This window comes from Micromonospora sp. WMMD736, from assembly GCF_049179015.1.
Classification (GTDB): Bacteria; Actinomycetota; Actinomycetes; order Mycobacteriales; family Micromonosporaceae; genus Micromonospora.
Window position 1 is genome coordinate 301,133 of the sequence record NZ_JBMHMI010000001.1, and the last position, 22,358, is coordinate 323,490.

16 protein-coding genes are annotated in these 22,358 nt (G+C 69.8%); 15 read left to right on the forward strand and 1 reads right to left on the reverse strand.

Annotated features, from left to right (window positions below; all coding sequences use genetic code 11):
- The first annotated feature begins 62 nt into the window (after window positions 1-62).
- The 8 genes from ACN269_RS01070 to ACN269_RS01105 all read left to right on the forward strand — a co-directional run bounded on the left by ACN269_RS01070 (window position 63) and on the right by ACN269_RS01105 (window position 8,147).
- A complete protein-coding gene (locus ACN269_RS01070; RefSeq protein WP_421470535.1) occupies window positions 63-1,331 on the forward strand; it encodes an ABC transporter substrate-binding protein in 1,269 nt (422 codons plus the stop codon).
- A 4-nt stretch (window positions 1,332-1,335) separates the two neighbouring features.
- Entirely contained in the window at window positions 1,336-2,316 is a 981-nt protein-coding gene (locus ACN269_RS01075; protein WP_421470536.1) for a carbohydrate ABC transporter permease, read from the forward strand.
- Window positions 2,316-3,143 carry a carbohydrate ABC transporter permease gene (locus ACN269_RS01080; RefSeq protein ID WP_421470537.1) on the forward strand — a complete coding sequence of 276 codons (828 nt, stop codon included), beginning with the start codon at window positions 2,316-2,318 and terminating at the stop codon, window positions 3,141-3,143. Before ACN269_RS01075 ends, ACN269_RS01080 begins: the two co-directional genes overlap by 1 nt.
- Before the next feature lies 1 nt (window position 3,144).
- Window positions 3,145-4,380 (forward strand): mandelate racemase/muconate lactonizing enzyme family protein, encoded by a 1,236-nt coding sequence (locus ACN269_RS01085; protein ID WP_421470538.1) that lies wholly within the window; start codon window positions 3,145-3,147, stop codon window positions 4,378-4,380.
- 137 nt (window positions 4,381-4,517) lie between these two features.
- Window positions 4,518-5,546 (forward strand): zinc-dependent alcohol dehydrogenase, encoded by a 1,029-nt coding sequence (locus ACN269_RS01090; protein ID WP_421470539.1) that lies wholly within the window; start codon window positions 4,518-4,520, stop codon window positions 5,544-5,546.
- Window positions 5,543-6,304, forward strand: a complete 762-nt coding sequence (locus tag ACN269_RS01095) for an SDR family NAD(P)-dependent oxidoreductase (protein WP_421470540.1) — start codon at window positions 5,543-5,545, stop codon at window positions 6,302-6,304. Before ACN269_RS01090 ends, ACN269_RS01095 begins: the two co-directional genes overlap by 4 nt.
- Window positions 6,301-7,179: an amidohydrolase family protein gene (locus tag ACN269_RS01100; RefSeq protein WP_421470541.1), complete on the forward strand. Its 879-nt coding sequence runs from the start codon at window positions 6,301-6,303 to the stop codon at window positions 7,177-7,179. The genes ACN269_RS01095 and ACN269_RS01100 overlap by 4 nt, the downstream gene beginning before the upstream one ends.
- The gene (locus ACN269_RS01105) at window positions 7,176-8,147 is read left to right on the forward strand and encodes an aldo/keto reductase (RefSeq protein ID WP_421470542.1); all 972 of its coding nucleotides are present in this window, start codon (window positions 7,176-7,178) and stop codon (window positions 8,145-8,147) included. The genes ACN269_RS01100 and ACN269_RS01105 overlap by 4 nt, the downstream gene beginning before the upstream one ends.
- A 72-nt stretch (window positions 8,148-8,219) precedes the next feature.
- On the opposite strand, the gene ACN269_RS01110 is transcribed toward ACN269_RS01105, so the two are convergent.
- A complete protein-coding gene (locus ACN269_RS01110; RefSeq protein WP_421470543.1) occupies window positions 8,220-11,780 on the reverse strand; it encodes a ThuA domain-containing protein in 3,561 nt (1,186 codons plus the stop codon).
- Window positions 11,781-12,303: 523 nt separating this feature from the next.
- On the opposite strand from ACN269_RS01110, the gene ACN269_RS01115 reads away from it, so the two are divergent.
- The 7 genes from ACN269_RS01115 (at window position 12,304) to ACN269_RS01145 (ending at window position 22,356) form a co-directional block, all read left to right on the forward strand.
- Entirely contained in the window at window positions 12,304-13,818 is a 1,515-nt protein-coding gene (locus ACN269_RS01115; protein ID WP_421470544.1) for a sugar ABC transporter ATP-binding protein, read from the forward strand.
- A complete protein-coding gene (locus tag ACN269_RS01120) occupies window positions 13,815-14,789 on the forward strand; it encodes an ABC transporter permease (RefSeq protein WP_421470545.1) in 975 nt (324 codons plus the stop codon). Before ACN269_RS01115 ends, ACN269_RS01120 begins: the two co-directional genes overlap by 4 nt.
- Before the next feature lie 2 nt (window positions 14,790-14,791).
- The gene (locus ACN269_RS01125) at window positions 14,792-15,769 is read left to right on the forward strand and encodes an ABC transporter permease (protein WP_421470546.1); all 978 of its coding nucleotides are present in this window, start codon (window positions 14,792-14,794) and stop codon (window positions 15,767-15,769) included.
- Window positions 15,770-15,779: 10 nt separating this feature from the next.
- Window positions 15,780-16,970, forward strand: coding sequence for a substrate-binding domain-containing protein (locus ACN269_RS01130; RefSeq protein WP_421470547.1), 1,191 nt, complete (start codon window positions 15,780-15,782; stop codon window positions 16,968-16,970).
- A gap of 6 nt (window positions 16,971-16,976) precedes the next feature.
- Window positions 16,977-17,828, forward strand: a complete 852-nt coding sequence (locus tag ACN269_RS01135; protein WP_421470548.1) for a sugar phosphate isomerase/epimerase family protein — start codon at window positions 16,977-16,979, stop codon at window positions 17,826-17,828.
- Between the two features lie 65 nt (window positions 17,829-17,893).
- Window positions 17,894-20,290 carry a ricin-type beta-trefoil lectin domain protein gene (locus tag ACN269_RS01140; protein ID WP_421470549.1) on the forward strand — a complete coding sequence of 799 codons (2,397 nt, stop codon included), beginning with the start codon at window positions 17,894-17,896 and terminating at the stop codon, window positions 20,288-20,290.
- 389 nt (window positions 20,291-20,679) lie between these two features.
- Window positions 20,680-22,356 carry a glycoside hydrolase family 27 protein gene (locus ACN269_RS01145; protein ID WP_421470550.1) on the forward strand — a complete coding sequence of 559 codons (1,677 nt, stop codon included), beginning with the start codon at window positions 20,680-20,682 and terminating at the stop codon, window positions 22,354-22,356.
- Window positions 22,357-22,358: the final 2 nt, after the last annotated feature.

Consider the following 22,358-nt stretch of genomic DNA (forward strand, 5'->3'; position numbering starts at 1 on the left):
TTCTCGTCAATCTTGCATCGACGGCCGTTCCCTGGCCACTCCCCATATGAAGGTGAGCAACGATGAAGCAACGAGCAGTGTGGTCCGCGGTCCTCGTTGCGGGACTGGCCCTGACAGGCTGTGGAAGCGCGACAGGTTCGGGTTCGTCGTCCGGAGGCTCGGACAAGAAGCTGGTCGTCTGGGACTGGAAGTCGGGCGAGGCCAGCTCCGCCCAGTACGTGGAGAAGGCCAAGGCCGACTTCGCCAAGAAGCACAAGGACGTCGAGGTCGAGTTCGTCGCCCAGCCATTCGAGGAGTACTACACGCTGCTCGGCGCGGCCATCCAGGCGGGCAAGGGGCCGGACGTCATCCTGTTCAACGGTGGCGGCCAGATCCGCGACCGGGTGGCCTCGCTCCAGCCGTTGGACGAGTACGTGGGTGAGGACCGGCAGCGGCTGGCCGGCTGGGAGGCGTTCGCCAAGGACGGCAAGACCTACGCCGCTCCGGTGACGCTCCAGGGTCATCCGATCTACTACAACAAGACGCTCTACGAGAAGGCCGGCCTCGACCCGGCCAAGCCCGCGACGACGTGGCAGGAGTTCGTCGCCAACTGCGGTGTCATCACCAAGCAGACCGGCGCCAAGTGCTTCTCCGTCGGCAACAAGGAGGGCTACGGCATCCAGTTCTTCATGTCGGCCATGGCGTCGGGCGTCCTGACGCCGCAGGAGTACGACAACTGGATCGCCGGTAAGCGTGACTGGAACTCGCCGAACGTCAAGCGCCTCTTCGAGCTGTGGAAGGAGACCGGCGCCACCAAGCTGAACAACGACGGCGCCAACTCCACCGCCCTGTTCAACGACGCGTTCGCCGTCTTCCAGTCCGGCAAGGCCGCCCACATGATCGGCCTCATGTCGGACATCGGGCACTGGAAGGACTTCAACGAGTTCATCACGCCGGAGAAGCTGGGCGTGATGATGGCCCCGACGGTGACCAGCGGCGTGACCCCCAGCCTGCCGTACGACGGTGGCATCGGTTACGCGGTCGCCAAGTGGACCAAGGACCCGAAGGTGGCCGCCGACCTGGTGCGCTCGCTGACCTCCACCGAAGCGCTGAAGGCGTTCTACGCCAACGCGGGCGCGATCACCGCCGACACCACCATCGACGTGTCCGCGGCTGGTCCGGCCGTCACCACGATCGTCGGCGCGCTCAAGACCGGCAAGCCGGCGGCGCACGTGGCGCTCTCCTCGAAGTCGCTCGACCTGATGGGCCGCCTCTCGCAGCAGCTGCTCAGCGGCTCGATCAGCGTGGACGAGGTCGTGAAGCAGATGGCCGCCTCGGACACGGCGGGCTGATCTCGTGACGATCGGCAACTCGCTCCCGTCGGTCCGCTCGGCCTCGGCCGGGCGGGCCGGCGGGGTGCCGCCCTCCGCTCCGCCGCCGCGCGACCGCGCCGCTTCCCGGCGCGCCGCCGGCGGCCGTCGTGCCGAACAACTGGCGCCCTTCGTGCTGGTCGCACCGGCCGTCCTGATCCTCGTGCTGCTGCGGCTGTACCCGTTGGCGCTGGGCGTCAACTTCTCGTTCACCGGCGACGGCGACCGTGACGGGGCGATGGTCGGCTTCGACAACTACACCGAGCTGCTCCACGACCCGCTGTTCCAGCAGGCGCTGCGTAACGTGGGCCTGCTGGTCCTGCTCCTGCCGGTGGCGGTGGCCATCCCGGGTCTGCTGGCCACGTTCATCTACCTGCGCGTGCCCGGGCACCGGTTCTATCGCAGCGTCTACTTCTTCCCGGCCGTGCTGTCCCCGGTCATCGTCGGCGCGATCTTCAACCTGCTGCTGTCGTTCGACGGTCCTGTCAACGTTGTCCTGTCCACGGTCGGCATCGGGCCGGTGGACTGGCTCGGTGATCCGGACGTCGCCATGTTCGCGGTCGTCGGCGTCCACGTGTGGGCGACCTTCGGGATGGCTCTGGTCGTGTTCCTCGCCGGCTTCGCGACCCTGGACGCCGCCCTGCTGGACGCCGCGCGGGTGGACGGCGCGTCCCTGGCCCAGGTGATCTGGCACGTGATCATTCCCAGCCTGTCCCGCACCATCCAGTTCGTCTTCGTGACCACGATGATCGGGATGCTGACCTCCATGTTCGGCCTGCTCTACGTCATGACCAGTGGTGGTCCGGAGGGCTCGACCTACCTGCCCGAGTACTACATCTGGATCCAGCAGGGGCGGATGAACCGCCCGGCGCTCGCGTCGGCCGCCTCCACCGTCCTGTTCGTCATCATGCTCGTCGTCGGGCTCGTGCAGCTCAAGCTGCTGCGACGCGCGGGAAGGGAGGACTGATGTCCCGCGTCCGGCTCGGTAGATGGTTGCTCGTCATCCCGATGGGGCTGCTGGCGCTCGCGACGATCTACCCGCTGCTGTTCACGGCCAACGTGGCCATGAAGACCCGACGGGAGTACATCCTCGACCGCTTCACGCTGGCCGACTCGCTGCGCTTCGAGAACATCACCACGGCGTGGACCAGCGTCGGCATGGGCCGGTACACCGTCAACTCGATCATCATCGTCGGCTGCTCGGTGTTCCTGCTGCTGCTGTTCGGGTCGATGGCCGGCTTCGCGCTGAGCCAACTGCGCTTCCGGGGTTCGACGGCGCTGTTCATCGGTTGTCTCGCGGCACTCTTCATCCCCTTCCAGGTGATCATGGTGCCGCTGGCCCGGGTGATGGCCGACAGCGGTCTGGTCGACACGTACCCGGGGCTGATCCTGGCGTACGTCGCGCAGTTCCTGCCCTTCACGGTCTTCCTCATGACCAGCTACTACCGGACCATCCCGGCGGAGATCGTCGACGCGGCCCGGATCGACGGCAACACCGTGTACGGCGTCTACCGCCGGATCATGCTGCCGCTGGGCGCTCCGGCGCTGCTGTCCGTGGGCATCCTCAACACGCTGTTCTGCTGGAACGACGTGCTCATCTCGCTGCTGCTGATGCCCTCGGCCGATCACCGGACCCTCATGGTCGGGGTGACCTCGCTGCGGGGGCAGTACTCCGAGGACATTCCCACCTTCGCCTCCGGGGTGCTCATCGCGGCGATCCCGGTCCTGGCGATCTACCTGTTCCTTCAGCGCCAGATCGCCGACGGCGTCGCCGCTGGTTCCACGAAAGGCTGACATGCGCATCACCGGGTATCGAACCCTGACGACGGTCCAGGAGTGGGGCCGACCCGTCGGCGACGCCAACGGCGTGTTCCCCGACGGCGTCACGACGTTGCCGATCACCATCGTCGAGACGGACGAGGGGATCGACGGCATCGGCCTCGGGCCGCACGTGGAGATCGACAAGATCTTCCCGGCCATCGAAGGGGAAGATCCCCGCGCGGTGTCCACCCTGTACGACCGGATGCTGCGGCAGACGTTCAAGGCCGGGCACGCCGGCCTGGTGTTCGGGACGATCGGCGCGCTGGACACCGCCCTGTGGGACATCAAGGCGAAGATGGCCGGTGAGCCGCTGTGGCGGCTGCTCGGCGGGCGGGACCGGCGCGTACCCGCGTACGCGTCCGGTCTCGACATCGGGTTGACCGACGACGAGTTGGTCGCCGAGTACGAGGTCTACGCCGGGTACGGTCTGCGGGCCGCCAAGCTCAAGGGCGGCCTCGACATCGAGCGCGACCGGCACCGGCTCGGCCTGGTCCGGGAGGTGCTGACCGAGGCCGGGCACGGCCGACGGCCGGGCCTGATGCTCGACGTCAACGAGGCGTGGTCGCGCAAGCAGGCCGTCCGACACGTGGCCGAGCTGGAACGCACCCTCGATCTGATCTGGATCGAGGAGCCGGTCCGCCGCTGGGACGCCGAGGGCCTGGCCGCCGTGGGTCGGGGCGTACGGGCAGCGATCGCCACCGGTGAGAACCTCACCGGACTGGAGCAGTACCGGCCGCTGATCGCGGCGGGCGCGGTCGACATCGTGCAGACGGCCGCCGTCTGGGGGGTGACCCACTTCCTGCGGGTGGCCGCCCTGGCGCACGCCCACGACCTGCCGGTCAGCCCCATCGGCAACATCCCCGTCGGGCTCCTGCACGCCGCGACCTCGGTGCCCAACCACCTGGTCAGCGAGTTGCAGGATCTGCGGCCACCGACGGGTATCGACCTCGACCTGCACGTCGAGGACGGCGCGTTCGTCCTGGGCGAGGCACCGGGCCTCGGCGTCCGGGTGGACGAGGCGGCGATCGCGACCGCCGGACACCGTCCGGGCACTCCGGCCGCCGACAGCCCGAACGTCCGTCCGGAACGGGCGGGCAAGCGTCTGCTGGCGGTGGCCGAGCGCCCGGTCGCCGCCGTGCCGGCCGGGGTCGAGGCCCTGCTCGTCGACGCGGTCACCGCCCCGAACGACGTGGCGCCGCTGCGGCACTGAGCCGGTACGCACCGTATCCGCACTGGACCACAATTGGTCGGATGATTACCGTGTCCGTGGCGCCGACACCGCGGACGCGGCTGCGGCCGCCCTGTCCCACGCACCGTACGTACCAACCACGTCGAGACGGAGCAGCAGTGAAGGCAGTTGTCTACAAGGGAGCACGGCACCTCGGGGTCGAGGACCGCGCGCCGGAACCGCCGGGCCCAGGCCAGGTACGGATCGCGGTGGCGTACACCGGGATCTGCGGTACGGACCTGCACATCTTCCACGGCGACATGGACGCCCGGGTCGGCGCGTCGGCGGTCCTGGGGCACGAGATGTCGGGGCACGTCGCCGCGGTCGGCGACGGCGTGACCGACCTGCGGGTCGGACAGCCCGTCACCGTGATGCCGACCCGCGCCTGCGGGCGGTGCCCGGCGTGCCGTCGTGGCCACTCGCACATCTGTCACGCGATGGACTTCCTCGGCATCGACTCACCCGGCGCGATGCAGTCGTCCTGGACGGTGCCGGCCGATCTGGTGCTGCCACTCCCCGATGACCTGCCGTTGGACCGGGCCGCGCTCGTCGAGCCCGTCGCCGTGGCGGTGCACGACGTCGGCCGGGCGCAGGTGGCGTCCGGTGAGCACGTGGTCGTCGTCGGCGGGGGTCCGGTGGGCGTCCTCATCGCTGCCGTCGCCCGTGAGCGGGGCGCCCAGGTCCTGCTCGTCGAACCGGACGGTTTCCGGCGCGGAGTCGCGGCGGGCATCGGCATCGAGGCCGTCGACCCGGGGCCGACGGACGTGGTGGGGCTGGTCAACGAACGGACCGACGGTGCGGGCGCGGACGTCGCGTTCGAGGTGTCCGGTTCGGCCGCCGGCGTCGGTACGGCGGTGGACGTGCTGACCACCCGGGGCCGGCTGGTGATGGTGGCCATCCACCCGCAGCCGCGTCCGGTGAACCTGCACCGCTTCTTCTGGCGGGAGCTGGAGTTGCTGGGCGCGCGGCTGTACCGGCGCGAGGACGTCGTCGAGGCGATCCGGCTGGTGGCGGCGGGCGTCATCCCGGCCCAGGAGCTGATCTCCCGGGTGCTCCCGGTGGCCGGCGTCACGGACGCGTTCGAGGCCCTGGAGTCCGGCGGCGGTGTCATGAAGGTGCTGCTCGACTGGCGGGAGGAGGAGCGATGAGCGTCCTGTTCGACCTGACCGGACGGACCGCCCTGGTGACCGGGGCCCGGCGGGGGATCGGCCTGGCGATGGCCGAGGCCCTGGCATTGGCCGGCGCGGACATCATCGGGGTGTCGGCGCAGTTGGAGCTGGAGGGCAGCGAGGTCCAACGGCGCGTCGAGGCCGCCGGTCGCCGCTTCACCGGCATCCGGACCGACCTGGGCGACCGGGCCGCGGTGTACCGGCTGGCCGACGAGGCCGAGGCGGTGGCGCCGGTGGACATCCTGGTGAACAACGGCGGCACGATCGCCCGGGCACCGGCCGCGGAGCACCCCGACGAGATGTGGGACCGGGTGGTGCAGGTGAACCTGTCCAGCCAGTTCGTGCTGACCCGGGAGATTGGACGACGGATGGTCGACCGGGGCCGCGGCAAGGTCATCTTCACCGCCTCGCTGCTGAGCTTCCAGGGCGGCATCAACGTGGCGAGCTACACGGCGGCCAAGTCGGGCCTGGCCGGGCTGACCAAGGCCCTGTCCAACGAGTGGGCCGGCCACAGGGTGAACGTCAACGCCATCGCGCCCGGGTACATCGCCACCGACAACACCCAGGCGCTGCGCGACGATCCGGTACGCAACGACGCCATCCTGGGCCGGATCCCGGCCGGCCGGTGGGGACGCGCCGACGACCTGGCCGGTGCCACCGTGTTCCTGGCCGCCAGCGCGTCGGACTACGTGCACGGCACCGTCCTGCCCGTCGACGGCGGATGGTTGGGCCGATGACCGGGCCCACGCCGACCGGGCGTCCCGGCATCGTCGACGCGCACCACCACCTCTGGGTCCGTGCCCGGCATCCGCAGCCGTGGATCGACCCGGACACGATGGCGGCGATCGACAACGACTTCACCCCGGCGGATCTCGCTCCGGTGGCGCGGGCCGCCGGGGTCACCGAGACCGTCGTCGTGCAGTCCATCGCCTCCGTGGCGGAGACCGAACACCTGCTGGGCATCGCGGCCGACGACCCCCTCATCGGCGGTGTCGTCGGCTGGGTCGACCTCACCGCCGACGACATCGACGAGCGCCTCGACCGGTTGCGCACCGCCCGCGGCGGGTCGCGGCTGGTCGCCATCCGCCACCTGGTCCAGTCCGAGCCCGACCCGGCGTACCTGGATCGGCCCGACGTCCGGCGGGGCATCGCGGCCGTCGGCGCCGCCGGCCTCGCCTACGACCTGCTGGTCCGCGACCACCAACTGCCGGCGGCGACCCGGCTCGTCCGGGACCTGTCCGAGGTGTCGTTCGTCCTGGACCACCTCGCCAAGCCGTCGCTCGGCAGTGCAGACCTGGGCGACTGGCCCGCCAACCTGCGGGCCCTCGCCGCCGAGTCGAACGTCACCGCGAAGCTCTCCGGCCTGGTGACCGAGGTGGACGGCTCGTCCTGGTCCGCGGCCGACCTGCGCCCCGCCGTCGACCACGCCCTCGACGCGTTCGGACCGCACCGGCTCATGTTCGGCTCCGACTGGCCGGTGTGCCTGCTCGCCAGCTCCTACACCCGGTGGGTCGCCGTCCTCGCCGACCTGCTGGAGCCGCTGGCCGACGAGGAGCAGGCGTCGATCTGGCGGGAGACCGCCTCCCGCGCGTACGGGTTGGGGACGTCGTGACCGGCCGGGAACTGCCCCGGCGGCCAGGGGTACGCCTCACCGCGCTGGGCTTCGGCGCGGCGCAGGGTGGCAACCTGTACCGGGCGACGTCGGACGAGGAGTTCGACGCGGCCGTCGCTGCCGCCTGGGACGCCGGCATCCGGTACTTCGACACCGCGCCGCACTACGGCCTCGGCCTGTCCGAGCGGCGGCTGGGGGCGGCGCTGCGGTCCCGACCCCGCGACGAGTACGTGGTGTCGACGAAGGTCGGGCGGCTGCTCGTACCCTCGCCCGAGGGCGTGCGGGACCGCGACCCGGAGGGGTTCGACGTGCCGGCCGACCACCGGCGGGTCTGGGACTTCAGCCGCGACGGTGTCCTGCGGTCGTTGGAGGCCAGCCTGGACCGCACCGGCCTGGACCGCGTCGACGTCGTCTACCTGCACGATCCGGACGAGCACTGGGAGCAGGCCGCGACCGAGGCGGTACCGGCCCTGGTCGAGCTGCGTGACCAGGGGGTCGTCGGGGCGATCGGCGCCGGCATGAACCAGTCGGCGATGCTGGCCCGGTTCGTGCGGGAGACCGACATCGACGTGGTGATGTGCGCCGGCCGCTACACCCTTCTCGAACAGGGCGCGCTCGACGACCTGTTGCCGGCGGCACAGGCCGCCGGGGTGGGCGTGGTGATCGCCGGGGTCTACAACTCGGGACTGCTGGCCCGCGACCAGCCACCCGCCGACGCCACCTACAACTACCAGCAGGCGCCGTCCGAGCTGATCGATCGGGCCCGGCGGATCGCGGCGGTCTGCCAGGAGTACGGCGTCACGCTGCCCCAGGCGGCGCTGGCGTTCGTCCGCCGGCACCCGGTGGTGGTCTCGACGGTGGTGGGCCTGCGGGACGAGGCACAGGTGACCGAGACCCTGCGTCGCGTCGACGCGGACGTCCCGGAGCAGCTCTGGGTGGCGCTGCGCGACGCCGGACTGCTCCGCTGACGGCACGCCGCCGAAAAGCCGGAGCGCCGGCCACCCGTCGTCAGGAGCGGGTGGCCGGCGCTTCGTTCTGCGCTACACCTGGGTGAACCGCCACTGCTGGTTGGCGGCGCTGTGGCAGCCCCACTGCAGCAGCCGGGCCCCGTCGGCGGTCGAGGCACCGTTGACGTCCACGCAGAGCCCGCTCAGCGCGCTCTTGACCGTGTAGACACCGGTGGTGCTGGTCGCCGTCACGGTGAACTTCTGTTGGTTGGAGTTGTTGCAGGTGGTGTGCTGCAGGAAGGCGCCCTGCGCGGTCGAGCCTCCGACGACGTCGAGGCACTTACCGCTGTGCACCGCCTTGAGGTAGACGGCGCCGTTGCCGGCGTCCACCGCCTGCCACTTCTGGTTGTTGCCGCCGGTGGCCGCCCACTGCACCACCTGGGCGCCGTCGGCCGTGGAGACACCGCTGACGTCCATCAGCTTGCCGCTGTGCTGGGCCGTGAGCGTCCAGGTCTTCCCGGCCACGCCGGTACCGGTGCCGGGATCGCTGCCGGGGACCCCCACGCCGTTGCCGCCGAAAGTGAACGCGTCGAGGTCGAACCAGTTGGACGAGCTGCCCTTGAACACCATGTAGAGGGTGTGCGTCCCGGACAGGGCCGCGACGTTCGTCGCCGCCGTGGACTGGTAGTTGTCCCAGCCGCCGGTGCTCGGTACGGCCGTGGTGGCCAGCAGGGTGCCGGTCGGCGAGTCGGCCCGCAGCTCGATGCTTCCGCCGCCGCTGGGCGACGACAGCCGGTAGCTGACGGTGCTGATGCCCGACAGGCTCATCGGGTTGAACGCCACCCAGTCGTTGTTGGAGATGTCGCCGACGCGCTTACCGCTCTCCGCGGCACTCTGGTCGACGACCCGGATGCCCGACTGGCTGCTGAAGTACTCGGCCTGCTTGTGCTTCGGTTGCAGGATCGCCGTCGCGTAGCCGGTCAGCGGCGCCGCGCCACCCGAGCCACCGTTGTCGGTGTAGCGGGCGTTGAGCACGTAGTACAGGTTCGCGCCCTCGGGGTGTCCACCGAGCAGGTCCGTGGAGATGGTGCCCGAACAGCCCGGGTACTCGGTGGTCTCGTGGGCGTGGTCGTCGTGGCCGAGGGCCGGGTTGACGAACACCTTGGTGCAGTCGATGGCCGCGCCGCCCGGGTCGGAGACACTGACCGTGTACGAGACCTTGTCGCCGAAGTTCAGCATGCCACCGTTGGGCGGCACGGTGATGGTGACCACCGGGGCGGTGTTGCCGACCGTGATCTGCACGTTGGCGAAGCCGGTCTTGCCGGTGTTGTCGGTGACCTTCAGCTGCGCGGTGTAGTTGCCGTTGGTCGTGTAGGTGTACGTCGGGTTCGCGGACGTCGACGTGCCACCGTCACCGAACGTCCACTGGTAGCTCAGCGTGTTGCCGGGGTCGGGGTCCATGGTGCCGGCGCTGCTGAACTGGACGGTCAGCGGGGCGGTGCCACTGGTCGGCGTGCCGACGGCCTTCGCGATCGGTGACCGGCCGCCCTGGATGTAGTCGATCCGGTAGAGCCCGGAGTCGTTGTTGCCGCCGCCGAAGTTCGAGCCCCACTCCAGCAGGTACAGCGAACCGTCCGGGCCGAACTCCATGTCCATGGGCTTGTTGAAGTTGCCGCCGGGCAGGAACGGGTTCGTCCGGGTGACCGCCGTCGAGGAGTCGAAGTGGACCTCCTTGACGTAGTTGCGCGCCCACTCGTAGAAGAAGTGCACGCCGTCGTAGTACGGCGGGAACTTCGTCGCCGACGGGTTGTTCGCGTCGTACCGGTACACCGGGCCGCCCATCGGGGCCGACCCGCCGGAGCCCAGCTCGGGGAAGGTCGTCGAAGCCGGGTAGCCGTACCAGATGTTCGGCGAGACGACCGGCTTGAGGTTGACCAGGCCGGTGTTGTTCGGCGAGTTGTTGACCGGCGCGCTGCAGTTGAACTTCGCCCCGACGACGCCGGTGTCCGGGTTGAACGGCGCGTACGGCTGGTTGTTGCCGTGGCAGAACGGCCAGCCGTAGTTACCGGCCGCCTTGATCACGTTCAGCTCGACGAGACCCTCCGGACCGCGGTTGGTCGTCGGCGGGTTGCGGTCCGGCCCGTAGTCCGCCAGGTAGACCCAGCCGGTGGCCGGGTCGATCGAGAAGCGGAACGGGTTGCGGAAGCCCATGGCGTACACCTCGGGCTTGGTCTGCGCGGTGCCCTGGGGGTAGAGGTTGCCGGACGGGATGGTGTACCCGCCGCTGGCCGAGGGCTTGATGCGCAGCAGCTTGCCGCGCAGGTCGTTGGTGTTGCCGGCGGAGCGGGCGGCGTCCAGGTTGGACTTGCCGGACCGCCAGTCCAGCGGTGCGTAACCCTGCCAGTTGGGGTCGAGGTTGGGCGGGGTGTCGTCGCCGGTTCCGATGTAGAGGTTGCCGTCCGGGCCGAACTCGATGTAGCCGCCGGTGTGCCCGGGCTCGGCGAAGGTCCGGTCCCGGTACGCGGGGATGTCGATGATCCGGGCCTCGGTGGACAGGTTGAGGGTGTCACCGGAGAGCGTGTAGCGGGACACCCGGTTGACGTCGGTCGAGCTGCTCGCCGGTGAGTGGTACAGGTAGACGTACCCGTTGCTGGCGAACGCCGGGTCGATCGCGACGCCGGTGAGGCCGTCCTCACCGCCGGTGTAGACGCTCAGCGTGGCGGCGGTGACGGTGCTGTTGGTGCTCGGCTTGAAGATCTTCACCTGGCCGCCGCGCTGGACGTAGAGCACCCGCTTGTCGGGCAGTACGGCCAGCGCCATCGGGTCGGCGGTGTTGTCGTCCAGGGTGCGCTTCTCGAAGTTGCCCCAGACGGTGCCGCCGCAGTCGCCGGGCACGTTGCCGGCGGCCCACTTGACGCCGCCGAGGACGTGGTTGCGGAAGTTCGTCTCGCTGTACGACTCGATGGCGTGGCCCATCGCGGTGGCCCACACCCGGCCGCCGCCGGTGTTGCGGCACCACGAGATCGGGTGGTCCGGGCCCATCGCCCGTGAACCCGGGTTGTACGTGCGCTCGTCGGCCGTCACCAGGACGTGCACGTTGCCGCGCGGGTTGGAGTCGAAGTTGTACCACTCCTCGCTGCGGTTCCAGCGGTCCGGCAGGCCGACCGTCGACGGGTGCTGCTTGTCGGCGACGATGGCGGTGCCGGGGAGCACTCCGGGGGAGTGCTCGGGCATGTGGGCGCCGCCGTTCATCATCTGGTCCCACCACGGGTACTCGGCTTCGATACCCATGTCGGTGGCGTTGTGCACGCCGACGATGCCCTTGCCGCTGGCGAGGTAGCCCTCGATGGCCTGGCGCTGGGCGGCCGAGGTCCAGACCATGCCGGAGGTCTGGAACATGATGACGACGTCGAAGGTGGCGAGGTTGGCGGCCGTGAAGACGCTCGAGTCCTCGGTCGCCACCAGCTCGAAGTTGTTCGCGGCGGCCTGCTGCTGGAACATCGAGATGCCGGCGGGGATCGAGTCGTGCCGGTAGCCGGCGGTCTTGGTGAACAACAGGGCGCGGAACGCCGGGGCGGCCGACGCTGGCGGGGCCAGGCCGAGGGCCACCAACAGTCCGACGATCAATCCGATGATCATTGTGGGGCGACGCATGCCGTCTCCTTGGTCTGGGCGGGCAACTCCGATTGCGCGCACGGGCCGACAGCGCGCCAGGTCGTGCCTGGGCGCGCGAGAGCCACGGGTGTGCTGGTCGCGGTCGTCGTGCCGTCCGCCGAAACGGCAGTCAGCCCCGCTGGATGTCACACAGCGTGATGTGGGCTGTGATCTCGTCCATGGTCTGCGAGGTCAGGATGGGGGATCAATCGAAGACTGTCAATGCAACATCGAGCGTCTGATGTTACCCCTCGGTAGGGGCGGTCGGGTCTGACTCGTCCGGGACGACACTCGTGCCGATCGAGTGCCGGGCCTGGCAGTCGCCGCAGATCGAGGATTGCGGACCCGCATCCAAACATCTATCTTCATACGTGTGATGTTTCCTCGATGTCAAGGAAATGTTTGCACCATAAAAACGCAAGTTCTGCAGCAGCCTGCGAAAGTGCGTCGCTCAGCGCGTCGGCCGGCCTACCAGCCGTTGTGTCGACCCCGTCGTTGACTACTATCTGTAAGGGCTATCGGGATGTCAGATCCACCACCGGCACCGCTGCTGGCGCTGCGGGGCATCGGTAAGTCCTTCCTCGGCGTGCGCGTTCTCGGCGATGTCGACCTCGACGTCGCACCGGGTGAGGTGCACGCCGTCGTCGGCGAGAACGGCGCCGGGAAGTCGACGCTCATGAAGATCGTCTCGGGCGGGTACGCCCCGGACGAGGGCACCGTCGAGTTCGCCGGTCAACCGCGCACGTTCCACGGCCCGCGCGACGCGCAGCGCGCCGGCGTCGGCATCATCCACCAGGAGTTCAACCTCCTGCCCGAGCGCACCGTCGCGGAGAACGTCTACCTGGGCCACGAACCCCTCCGGCGTGGGTTGGTCGACCGCCGCGCGATGCTCGACCGCACCCGCGAACTCCTCACCTCGATCGGCGAGACCGCCCTGCCGGCCGACGCCCGGGTCGGGCGGCTCGGCGTCGCCCAGCAGCAGGTCGTCGAGATCGCCAAGGCGCTCGCCCTGGACGCGCGACTGCTCATCATGGACGAACCGACGGCGGCGCTGGCCGACCAGGAGGTCGAGCTGCTCTACGGGCTGGTACGTCGGCTCCAGGAACGCGGTATCGGACTGCTGTACGTCTCGCACCGGCTCACCGAGGTCTTCGACCTGTCCAGCCGGATCACGGTCCTCAAGGACGGTCGCCGGGTGACCACCGTGGACACGGCGGGCACGACCGCCGACGAGCTGGTCCGGCACATGGTCGGCCGCGAACTGTCCAGCTACTACCCCGACCGGGCCGGCCCCGACGACCGTGGGCCGGTACGACTCACCGTCCGCGGCGGGGGCAACCGCAAGCTGCGGGGAGTGGACCTCGAGCTGCGTGCCGGCGAGGTGCTCGGCGTCGGCGGCCTACAGGGCTCCGGACGATCCGCGCTCGCCCGGGCGCTCTTCGGCGTGGCGCCGTTCACGACCGGCGTCGTCGAGCTGGACGGCGAACCGGTGCGGCTGCGCTCACCGCGCGCCGCCATGCGGGCCGGCATCGCGTACGTCACCGAGGACCGCAAGGGCGAGGGCATCGTGGCACGGCAGTCGGTGCTCGACAACGCGCTGCTGGCCAGTCGGGCCGCCTTCGCGACGCGGTCCGGCCGGGCCGCCCGCACCGCACGGGTACGCGAGCTGCTCGCCGCCGTGGAGGTCCGCGCGGCCGGCGACGATCAGGAGATCCGCTTCCTGTCCGGCGGCAACCAGCAGAAGGTCGTGCTGGCCCGGTGGCTCGCGCTGAAACCACGGATCCTGATCTTCGACGAGCCGACCCGGGGCATCGACGTGGGGGCGAAGTCCGCCATCCACGACCTCGTCCGCCGCCTCGCCAGCGACGGCGCGGCAGTCCTGATGATCTCGTCGGAGCTGCCCGAGCTGCTCGGCATGAGCGACCGGATCGTCGTCCTGCGCGACGGCCGGATCGCTGGCGAGCTGCCCGCCGCCGCGAGCGAAGAGGACGTCGTCGCCCTGGCCGTCGGCACCGCCGTCCCGGAGGTCGTCTCATGACCGCCCTGTCGCTGCGTCCGGCCCGCCGTGCCGTGCCGGGCGTGTACGTGGCCCTCGCCCTCACCCTCGTCGTCGGCTGGCTGATCGTCACGCTCGACGGCGGTCAGCTCTTCAACCAGTCGACGACGGTCAGTCTGCTGCACGTCGCCGCCGGCCTCGGGCTCGTCGCCGTCGGGCAGACGCTGGTCATCCTCGGTGGGTCCCTCGACCTCTCCGTGGCGTACGTGATCAGCCTCAGCACCCTGGTGGCGGCCGAGGCGATGAACGGCAGCGACGGCGCCCTGCTTCCGGCGATCGGGCTGGCGCTCGCGGTCAGCGCCGGCGTGGGACTGCTCAACGGGCTGCTGGTCACCAAGCTGCGGATCAACGCGTTCATCGCGACCCTCGGTGTCGGACTGCTGCTCAAGGGATACCTCGACAACGGCTACGACGGCCCGGCCGGCGAGAGCGCCCCCGCCCTCGTCCAGACCCTCGGCTACCAGCGGGTCGGTCCGGTGCCGGTGTCGTTCCTGCTGCTGCTCGCCGTGACCGCGGCGGCCTGGTTCGCGCTCTCGCGTACCCGGTTCGGCCACCACCTGGTCGCCGTCGGCGGTGATCCGGAGGTCGCCCGGCTCTCCGGCGTCCGCAACGACCGGGTCCTCGTCACCGCCCACGTGCTGTGCTCCCTCGGTGCCGGGCTGGCCGGCGTCTACCTGGCCAGCCGACTCGGCTCCGGCGCCCCACGGGTCGGCACCGAGGGGCTCTACGACCTGGAGTCCATCGCCGCGGTGGTCCTCGGCGGCACCGCCCTCGCGGGCGGGCGCGGGGGCGTGCTCGGCACGATCGGCGGCGTGCTGCTGCTCGCCAGCATCGACGCGGTCTTCAACCAGCTCGAGGTCGACGCGTTCTTCAAGCAGGTGATCCGTGGCGTGATCATCATCGCCGCGGTCGCCGTCTACGCCCGACGGGCCATGCGAAAGGCGGGATCCTGACCATGCGGGTCGCCGAGCGCCGTCCGCTCACCCTCCGGATCCGCCCCGACGGGATCGCGCCGATCGCCGCGCTCCTGGCGGTGCTGCTGATCATCATCGCGTTCGTCCAACCCGACTTCCTGGCCCCCGGGTCGCTGATGTCGTTCCTGGGTCGCTCCGCGCCGATCATCCTGCTCGCCGCGGGTCAGTACTTCGTGATCGTCAGCGGGGAGTTCGACCTCTCGGTGGGCTCCCTGGTCACGGCGCAGGTCGTCGTCGCCGCCCGCCTCATCGACAGTGACCCGTCGCGCACCTGGCCGGTGGTCGCGTTGCTGCTCGTCGGCGGCGCGTTCGTCGGGCTGGTCAACGGTCTGGTCACCACCGTGCTGCGGGTGCCGTCCTTCATCACCACCCTCGGCATGTTCCTGATCCTCGTCGGCGCCGTCTACCTGTGGTCCGACGGTGCGCCGAAGGGCGGCCTCTCGGAGGAGTTCCGCCGGTTCGGCCGACGGGCCATCGAGGACGTGCCGCTGCTCGGCCGGATCCCGTACGCGCTGCTCGTGCTGGTGGTCGTCGCCGCGATCGCCGTCGTGCTGACGCGCTCGGACTTCGGCCGCACGCTCGTCGCCGTCGGGGACAATCCGCGCACCGCCGAGTTGAGCGGCGTACGCGTCGGTCTCACCAAGACGCTCGCGTTCGTGCTCAGCGGTGTCGCGGCGGCGGTCGCGGCGATCCTGCTCGGCGGGTACAGCGGGGTGTCCTTCCAGGCCGGCGTCGGCCTGGAGTTCGCCGCGATCACCGCGGTCGTGCTCGGCGGGGTCGCCCTCGGCGGCGGTCGCGGTTCGGTCGTCGGGGCGATGCTCGGCGCGCTGACCCTCGAGACGCTCTTCGCGCTGATGAACTTCACCGGCGTCTCCGGTGCCCTCAGATCGACCGTCCAAGGCGTGATCATCCTGCTCGCCGTGGCGGTCTCGGCTTCGCGTTCCTCCTCCTCAAGATAAAGGTGATTCGATGAGAAGATCCATGACCGCCCTGGCCGCGGCCGGTGTGCTGACGCTGGCAGTCGCCGGGTGCGCCACGGACGAGCCGACCGCGTCCCCGTCCGGCAGCGCGTCCGCCGCCGCCGGGTCCGGCACCGGCGAGCAGTCCAAGTTCTTCGTGCAGGCCGATTACGACAATGAACTCGCGCTGCTGGACGCCGCCCCGACGGGCCCGGCCGACAAGCCGTGGGAGCAGGTGCTCAACCCGAAGATGGTGGACACCGCGAAGTTCAAGAAGGCCGGTCCGCACAAGATCTGCTTCTCCAACGCGGCGCTGAACAACCCGTGGCGGCAGGTCGGGTTCAAGACCATGCAGGCCGAGGTCGAGGCGCAGAAGTCCCGCATCAGCGAGTTCGTGCACGTCGACGCCGAGGGCAAGGACCAGAAGCAGATCGCCGACATCAACGATCTGCTCGGCAAGAGCTGCGACGCGCTCATCGTGTCGCCGAACACCACCGCCACGCTCACCCCGGCCGTCGAGGCGGCCTGCAAGGCCGGTCTGCCGGTGGTCGTCTTCGACCGGGGCGTCAACACCACGTGCCCGGTGACGTTCATCAACCCGGTGGGTGGCTACGGTTTCGGCCACGTCGGCGCGGAGTTCGTCAGCCAGAAGATGAAGCCCGGCGGCAAGCTGCTGGCGCTGCGCATCCTGCCCGGCGTCGACGTCCTGGAAACCCGCTGGTCGGCCGCGAAGATCGCGCTGGACAAGGCGAAGGTCGACGTCGTCGGCGTCGAGTTCACCGACGGCGACCCCGCCAAGACCAAGAAGATCGTGAACGACTACATCCAGCGGTACGGCACGATCGACGGGGTCTGGATGGACGCCGGGGCGGTCGCCGTGGCGGCGGTCGAGGCGTTCCAGGACGCCGGCAAGCCCGTACCGCCGATGAACGGCGAGGACCAGCTCGACTTCCTCAAGCTCTGGAAGGACAAGAAGCTCACCGCCATCGCGCCGACCTACCCGACGTACCAGTGGCGGACGCCGATCATCGCGGCGCTGAGCATTCTCGACGGCACCCAGGTCTCCAACCCGTGGAAGCTGCCGCAGCCCACGATCACCCAGGACAACCTGGACCAGTACCTCGACGCGAGCATGCCGCCGCTGCACTACGCGATGTGCGGCTGCCGTGACCTGCCCGGCTATCCCCAGCGCTGGAAGTAGGTTGCGGTGTACGCCATTGGCGTCAACCCCTGGGTGTGGGCCTCGCCGGTCGACGACGAGGCCCTCGCCCGGTTGATCCCGCGGATCGCCGCGTTCGGGTTCGACGCGGTCGAACTGCCGATCGAGCAGCCGGGCGACTGGGATCCGGTCCGCACGCGGGACCTGCTCGCCGAGCACGGCCTCGTCGCTGCCGGGGTCTGCGCGGTCACCCCGCCCGGGCGGGACCTGGTGGATGCCACGCCGGCCGTCGTCGACGCGACCGTCGCGTACCTCATGGGGTGTGTGGCGAGCGCGGCGGCGGTCGGCGCGCCCTGCGTCGGCGGACCGGTGTACGCGTCCGTCGGGCGCACCTGGCGGATGTCGGCGGCGGCCCGCGCGGCCTGCTACGCCGACTTCCGGCGGGCGCTCGCGCCGGTCGCCGACCGGGCCGGGGAGTGTGGCGTGAGCATCGGTGTCGAGGCGTTGAACCGCTACGAGACGAGCGTGGTCAACACCATCGAGCAGACGATAGCGGCGATCGACGGTCTGCCCCCGAGCGTCGGCATCATGATCGATACGTACCACATGAACATCGAGGAGGCCGACCCCTACGGGGCCCTCGCGCTGGCCGGCCCGCACATCAAGCACGTCCAGGTCAGCGGCACCGACCGGGGTGCGCCCGGCGCTGACCACTTCGACTGGCCCCGCTTCTTCGCCGTCCTGCGGGGTACCGGCTACCGGGGCGCGGTCTGCATCGAGTCCTTCACTGCCGAGAACGAGACCATCGCCACCGCGGCGTCGATCTGGCGGCCCCTGGCCCCCTCACAGGACCGCCTCGCCGTCGACGGCCTGCACCACCTCCGCAAGGTCGTCGCCTGACCGGGCGTCGGCAGGTCCACCGTGTTAGCGCTAACCACCACCCCCACACCCCAGGAGACCGTCCCGTGTCCGTCTCATCCATCGCCGTGGCGCGTCGGCTCCTCGCCGGCGCCGCCACGGCGGCACTGACCGCACTGGTCGCCGTCACCGCCTCGGCCACCCCGGCCGCCGCGGCGACCACCACCCTCTACGCGTCCCCGTCCGGCGGCGGCAGCACCTGCTCCGCCAGCCAGCCGTGCTCCCTGGCCGGCGCCCAGGCGGCGGTACGCACGCTCAACAGCTCGATGTCCGGGGACATCGTCGTGGAGTTGGCCGACGGCGTGTACCGGCTCACCTCGCCGCTGCGGCTGACCGCGGCCGACTCCGGCTCAGGCGGCTACCAGGTGATCTGGCGGGCGGCCCCCTCGGCCCGTCCGACGATCAGCGGTGCGCGGGCGGTCACCGGCTGGTCGCTCGTCGACTCGGCGAAGAACATCTGGCGGGCCAGCGTGCCCGCCGGGTTGGACAGCCGGCAGCTCTACGTCAACGGCGCCATCGCCACCCGGGCGCGTACCGCCGTCAATCGCGCCGACTTCACCTTCACCACCAGCGGCATGCGGTTCAGCAACAGCGCGTTGAGCTACCTGAACAACGTCGGTAACCAGAACCGGGTCGAGGTGGAGAGCGTCGGTTCGTTCACCGACCGGTACTCGCCCGTGCAGAGCATCAGCGGAAACTTCCTGACGATGCAGCAGCCGGCCTGGAACAACAACACGTTCGGCTTCGACACCCTGTCCCGTCCGCACCGGGCCGGCCCGTTCTACCTGGCCAACGCGTACGAGTTCCTCGACTCGGCGGGGGAGTGGTATCTCAACCCGGGCAGCGGGCAGCTCAACTACATCCCGCTCGCGGGGCAGAACATGAACAGTGTGAGCGTGGAGCTGCCGCAGCTCCAGTCCCTGGTCAACGTGGGCGGCACGTACGACGCGCCCGCGCATCACATCTCGTTCAGCGGCATCACCTTCACCGGCACGAGCTGGCTCGGCCCGAGCAGCAGCAACGGCTTCGCCGACCAGCAGACCGGCGCGCACATCGTCGGCACCTGGGCCCGCCCGTCCGACGCCTTGACCTCCTGCCAGGAGGGCTGCCCGCTGTTCGAGGCCACCCGGCCGAGCTGGGCCCAGATGCCCGCGGCCGTGCAGGTCTCGGCCGCCAACACCATCTCGTTCAGCGACTCCCAGTTCGTCAACCTGGGTCAGACGGCCATCGGCATCGGCAACGACGCCAACGCCCACGCCAGCGGCGTCGGCCTGGGCACCAGCAACATCACGGTCACCCGCTCCGAGATCGCCCGCAACTCGGCCGGCGGCATCGTGGTCGGCGGCGTACGCGCCGACGCCCACCACCCCGCTGACCAGCGGATGGTCAACCGGAACGTCACCATCAGCAACAACCGCGTGCACGACCTGGGCATGGAGTACCGGGGTGTGGTGTCGATCCTGACCACCTACGTGAGCACCTCGCTGGTCTCGCACAACGAGGTCTACAACATGCCGTACACCGGACTGTCGGTCGGCTACGGCTGGGGCGCCAACGACGCCGGTGGCAGCCAGCACTACGCCAACCGGGGCCTCTACAACTACCAGCCGCGCTACTCCACGGCCACCACCGCGTCGAACAACCAGGTCATCGGCAACTACGTGCACGACGTGATGCAGCAGATGACCGACGGTGGGTGCATCTACACGCTCTCGGCGAACCCGGGCGGGACCATCAACCAGAACTACTGCCTGCGGACCAACGGCTGGTTCGGGCTCTACTTCGACGAGGGCTCGCGCTACTACACCGCCCGCAACAACGTGTTCTCCTCCACCGGCACCTGGGCCACCGCGAACTACTACTACGCGGAGAACATGGGCAACTTCACCGTCACCAACAACTGGTCCACCAATGGCAGCACCAACGTGACGAACGGCGACCGGGGCAACGTGGTCAACAGCAACGTCACGGTCTCCAACGGGAACTGGCCGTCGGGCGCGCAGTCCGTGATCGCGACGGCCGGCGTGGAGAGCGGCGGCAGTACCAACCCGCAGAGCGGGCAGCTCGTGGGCGTCCAGTCGGGCCGCTGCGCGGAGATCGGCGGATCGGTCACGACCAACGGCACCCAGGCCCAGCTCTGGGACTGCATCAGCGGGGCCGCCAACCAGCGGTGGACGGTCACCGCCAGCCGGCAGCTGATGGTCTACGGCAACAAGTGCCTGGACGCTTCCGGCGCGGGCACCGCCAACGGCACCAAGGTGGTGATCTGGGACTGCAACGGCCAGGCCAACCAGCAGTGGAACATCAACGCCAACGGCACCATCACCGGCGTGCAGTCGGGCCTCTGCCTGGACGCGAACGGCGCCGCCACGGCGAACGGCACGAAGCTCATCCTATGGTCATGCAACGGCGGCACGAACCAGCAGTGGCAGTTGCGCGGCTGACCCTGGGCTCGCCCCGGCCGGCCGCACGCCGGCCGGGGCTCCCAGCGGGCGACCGCGCCATCGGGGTGCGCTCCGACCAGCGCCAGGTCGTCCGCCCGTCGAGCAGCAGCCCGCCGTTCGCCGGTAGACGTGGCGAGGTGCGGCGGTTCATCGGGCAGTTCCAGGCGGGCGCTCCCGTCGGTCGACCGTGACCGGCGGGGCTGCCCCGTGGCCGCTCCCCGACGGTCGGCGATTGCGCCAAGACATGGAAGTAGTTGAATTCGTTGAAACGGCTCCGTAATATGACCGGCGTCTGCTGTTAACGCTAACAGTGGTCGCGCACACGACGGTGCCCGCCTCATCCGGGTTGCCGTCCCCCGTGGATGGCACTATCGAAAGGACGCTCCCGAATGAAGCGAATCCGAGCCCGCAACTGGGGGCGGGCAGCGGCGGCTGGGCTCCTCGTCGCCGCCGCCCTCGTGGGCCTGCGGGCCCCCGGGGCGCAGGCGCTGGAGAACGGCGTCGCCCGGACACCCCCGATGGGGTGGAACAGTTGGAACTCCTTCGGTTGCAACATCAACGAAGGGCTGATCCGGCAGACGGCGGACGCGATCGTCAGCAGCGGAATGCGCGATCTCGGCTACCAGTACGTCGTCGTCGACGACTGCTGGTTCAACCCGAACCGCGACAGCTCCGGGAACCTCCAGGGTGACCCGACCCGCTTCCCGAGCGGGATGAAGGCGCTCGGTGACTACCTGCACGACCGTGGGCTGAAGTTCGGTCTCTACCAGGTGCCGGTGGACAAGACCTGCGCCCAGTACTTCAACAGCTACCCCGGTGCGACCGGCAGCCGGGGACACGAGGCGCAGGACGCCCGGCAGTTCGCCGCCTGGGGCGTCGATTTCCTCAAGTACGACTGGTGCTCGCCGGAGGGCAGCATCAACGACCAGGTCACCACGTTCGCCAAGATGCGGGACGCGCTGGCCGCCACCGGCCGGCCGATCGTCTACAGCATCAACTCGAACAGCATCCACGCCAAGACCGGCCCGCAGCGCAACTGGGGCGACGTGGCCAACATGTGGCGCACCACCGAGGACATCACCAACGCGTGGGACACCGGGCAGACCAACGGCTACCCGATGGGCATCCAGAACATCATCAACGTGACCGTGCCGCTGGCCTCGTACGCCCGTCCCGGTGGCTTCAACGACCCGGACATGATGGAGGTCGGCCGGGGCGGTATGAACGACACCGAGATGCGCAGCCACTTCGCGATGTGGGCCATCATGGCGTCGCCGTTGATCGCCGGCAACGACGTCCGCAACATGAACGCGGCCACGCAGACGATCCTCAAGAACGCCAATCTGATCGCCATCAACCAGGACGCCCTCGGGTTGCAGGGGAGCCAGGTGTCGTTCGACGGCACCCGTCGCGTGCTCGCCAAGCGGCTGGCCAACGGTGACGTCGCCGTCGCGCTGTTCAACCAGGGCGGCTCGACCACGACGATCTCCACCACGGCCGCCGCGGTCGGCAAGTCCGGCAGCTCCTTCACCCTGCTGGACGCGTGGAACAACACCACCAGCACGAGCACCGGCACCATCTCCGCCAGCGTGCCGGCGCACGGCACGGTGGTGTACCGGGTCAGTGGCGGCGACACCAGCACCCCGCCGCCGACCACGCCGCCGCCGACCACCACGCCGCCGCCGACCTCCTCCTTCGCGCTGGCGAGCGTCGCCTCCGGCCGCTGCCTCGACGTCCCGCAGAGCAACACCACCAACGGCACCCAGCCGGTGATCTGGGACTGCAACGGGGCCGCCAACCAGCGGTGGACGGTCAACGGGCAGACCCTCCAGGCGCTCGGCAAGTGCCTGGACGCGCCCACCAACGCCAGCGCCGGCAGCAAGGTCCAGATCTGGGACTGCAACGGCGGCGCCAACCAACGGTGGACGTTCAACTCGAACGGCACGATCAGCGTCGCGTCGTCGGGCCTCTGTCTCGACGTCAACAACAACGCGACCGCCAACGGCACCACGGTGATCCTCTGGAACTGCACCGGTGCCTCCAACCAACGCTGGACCCGGCGCTGACC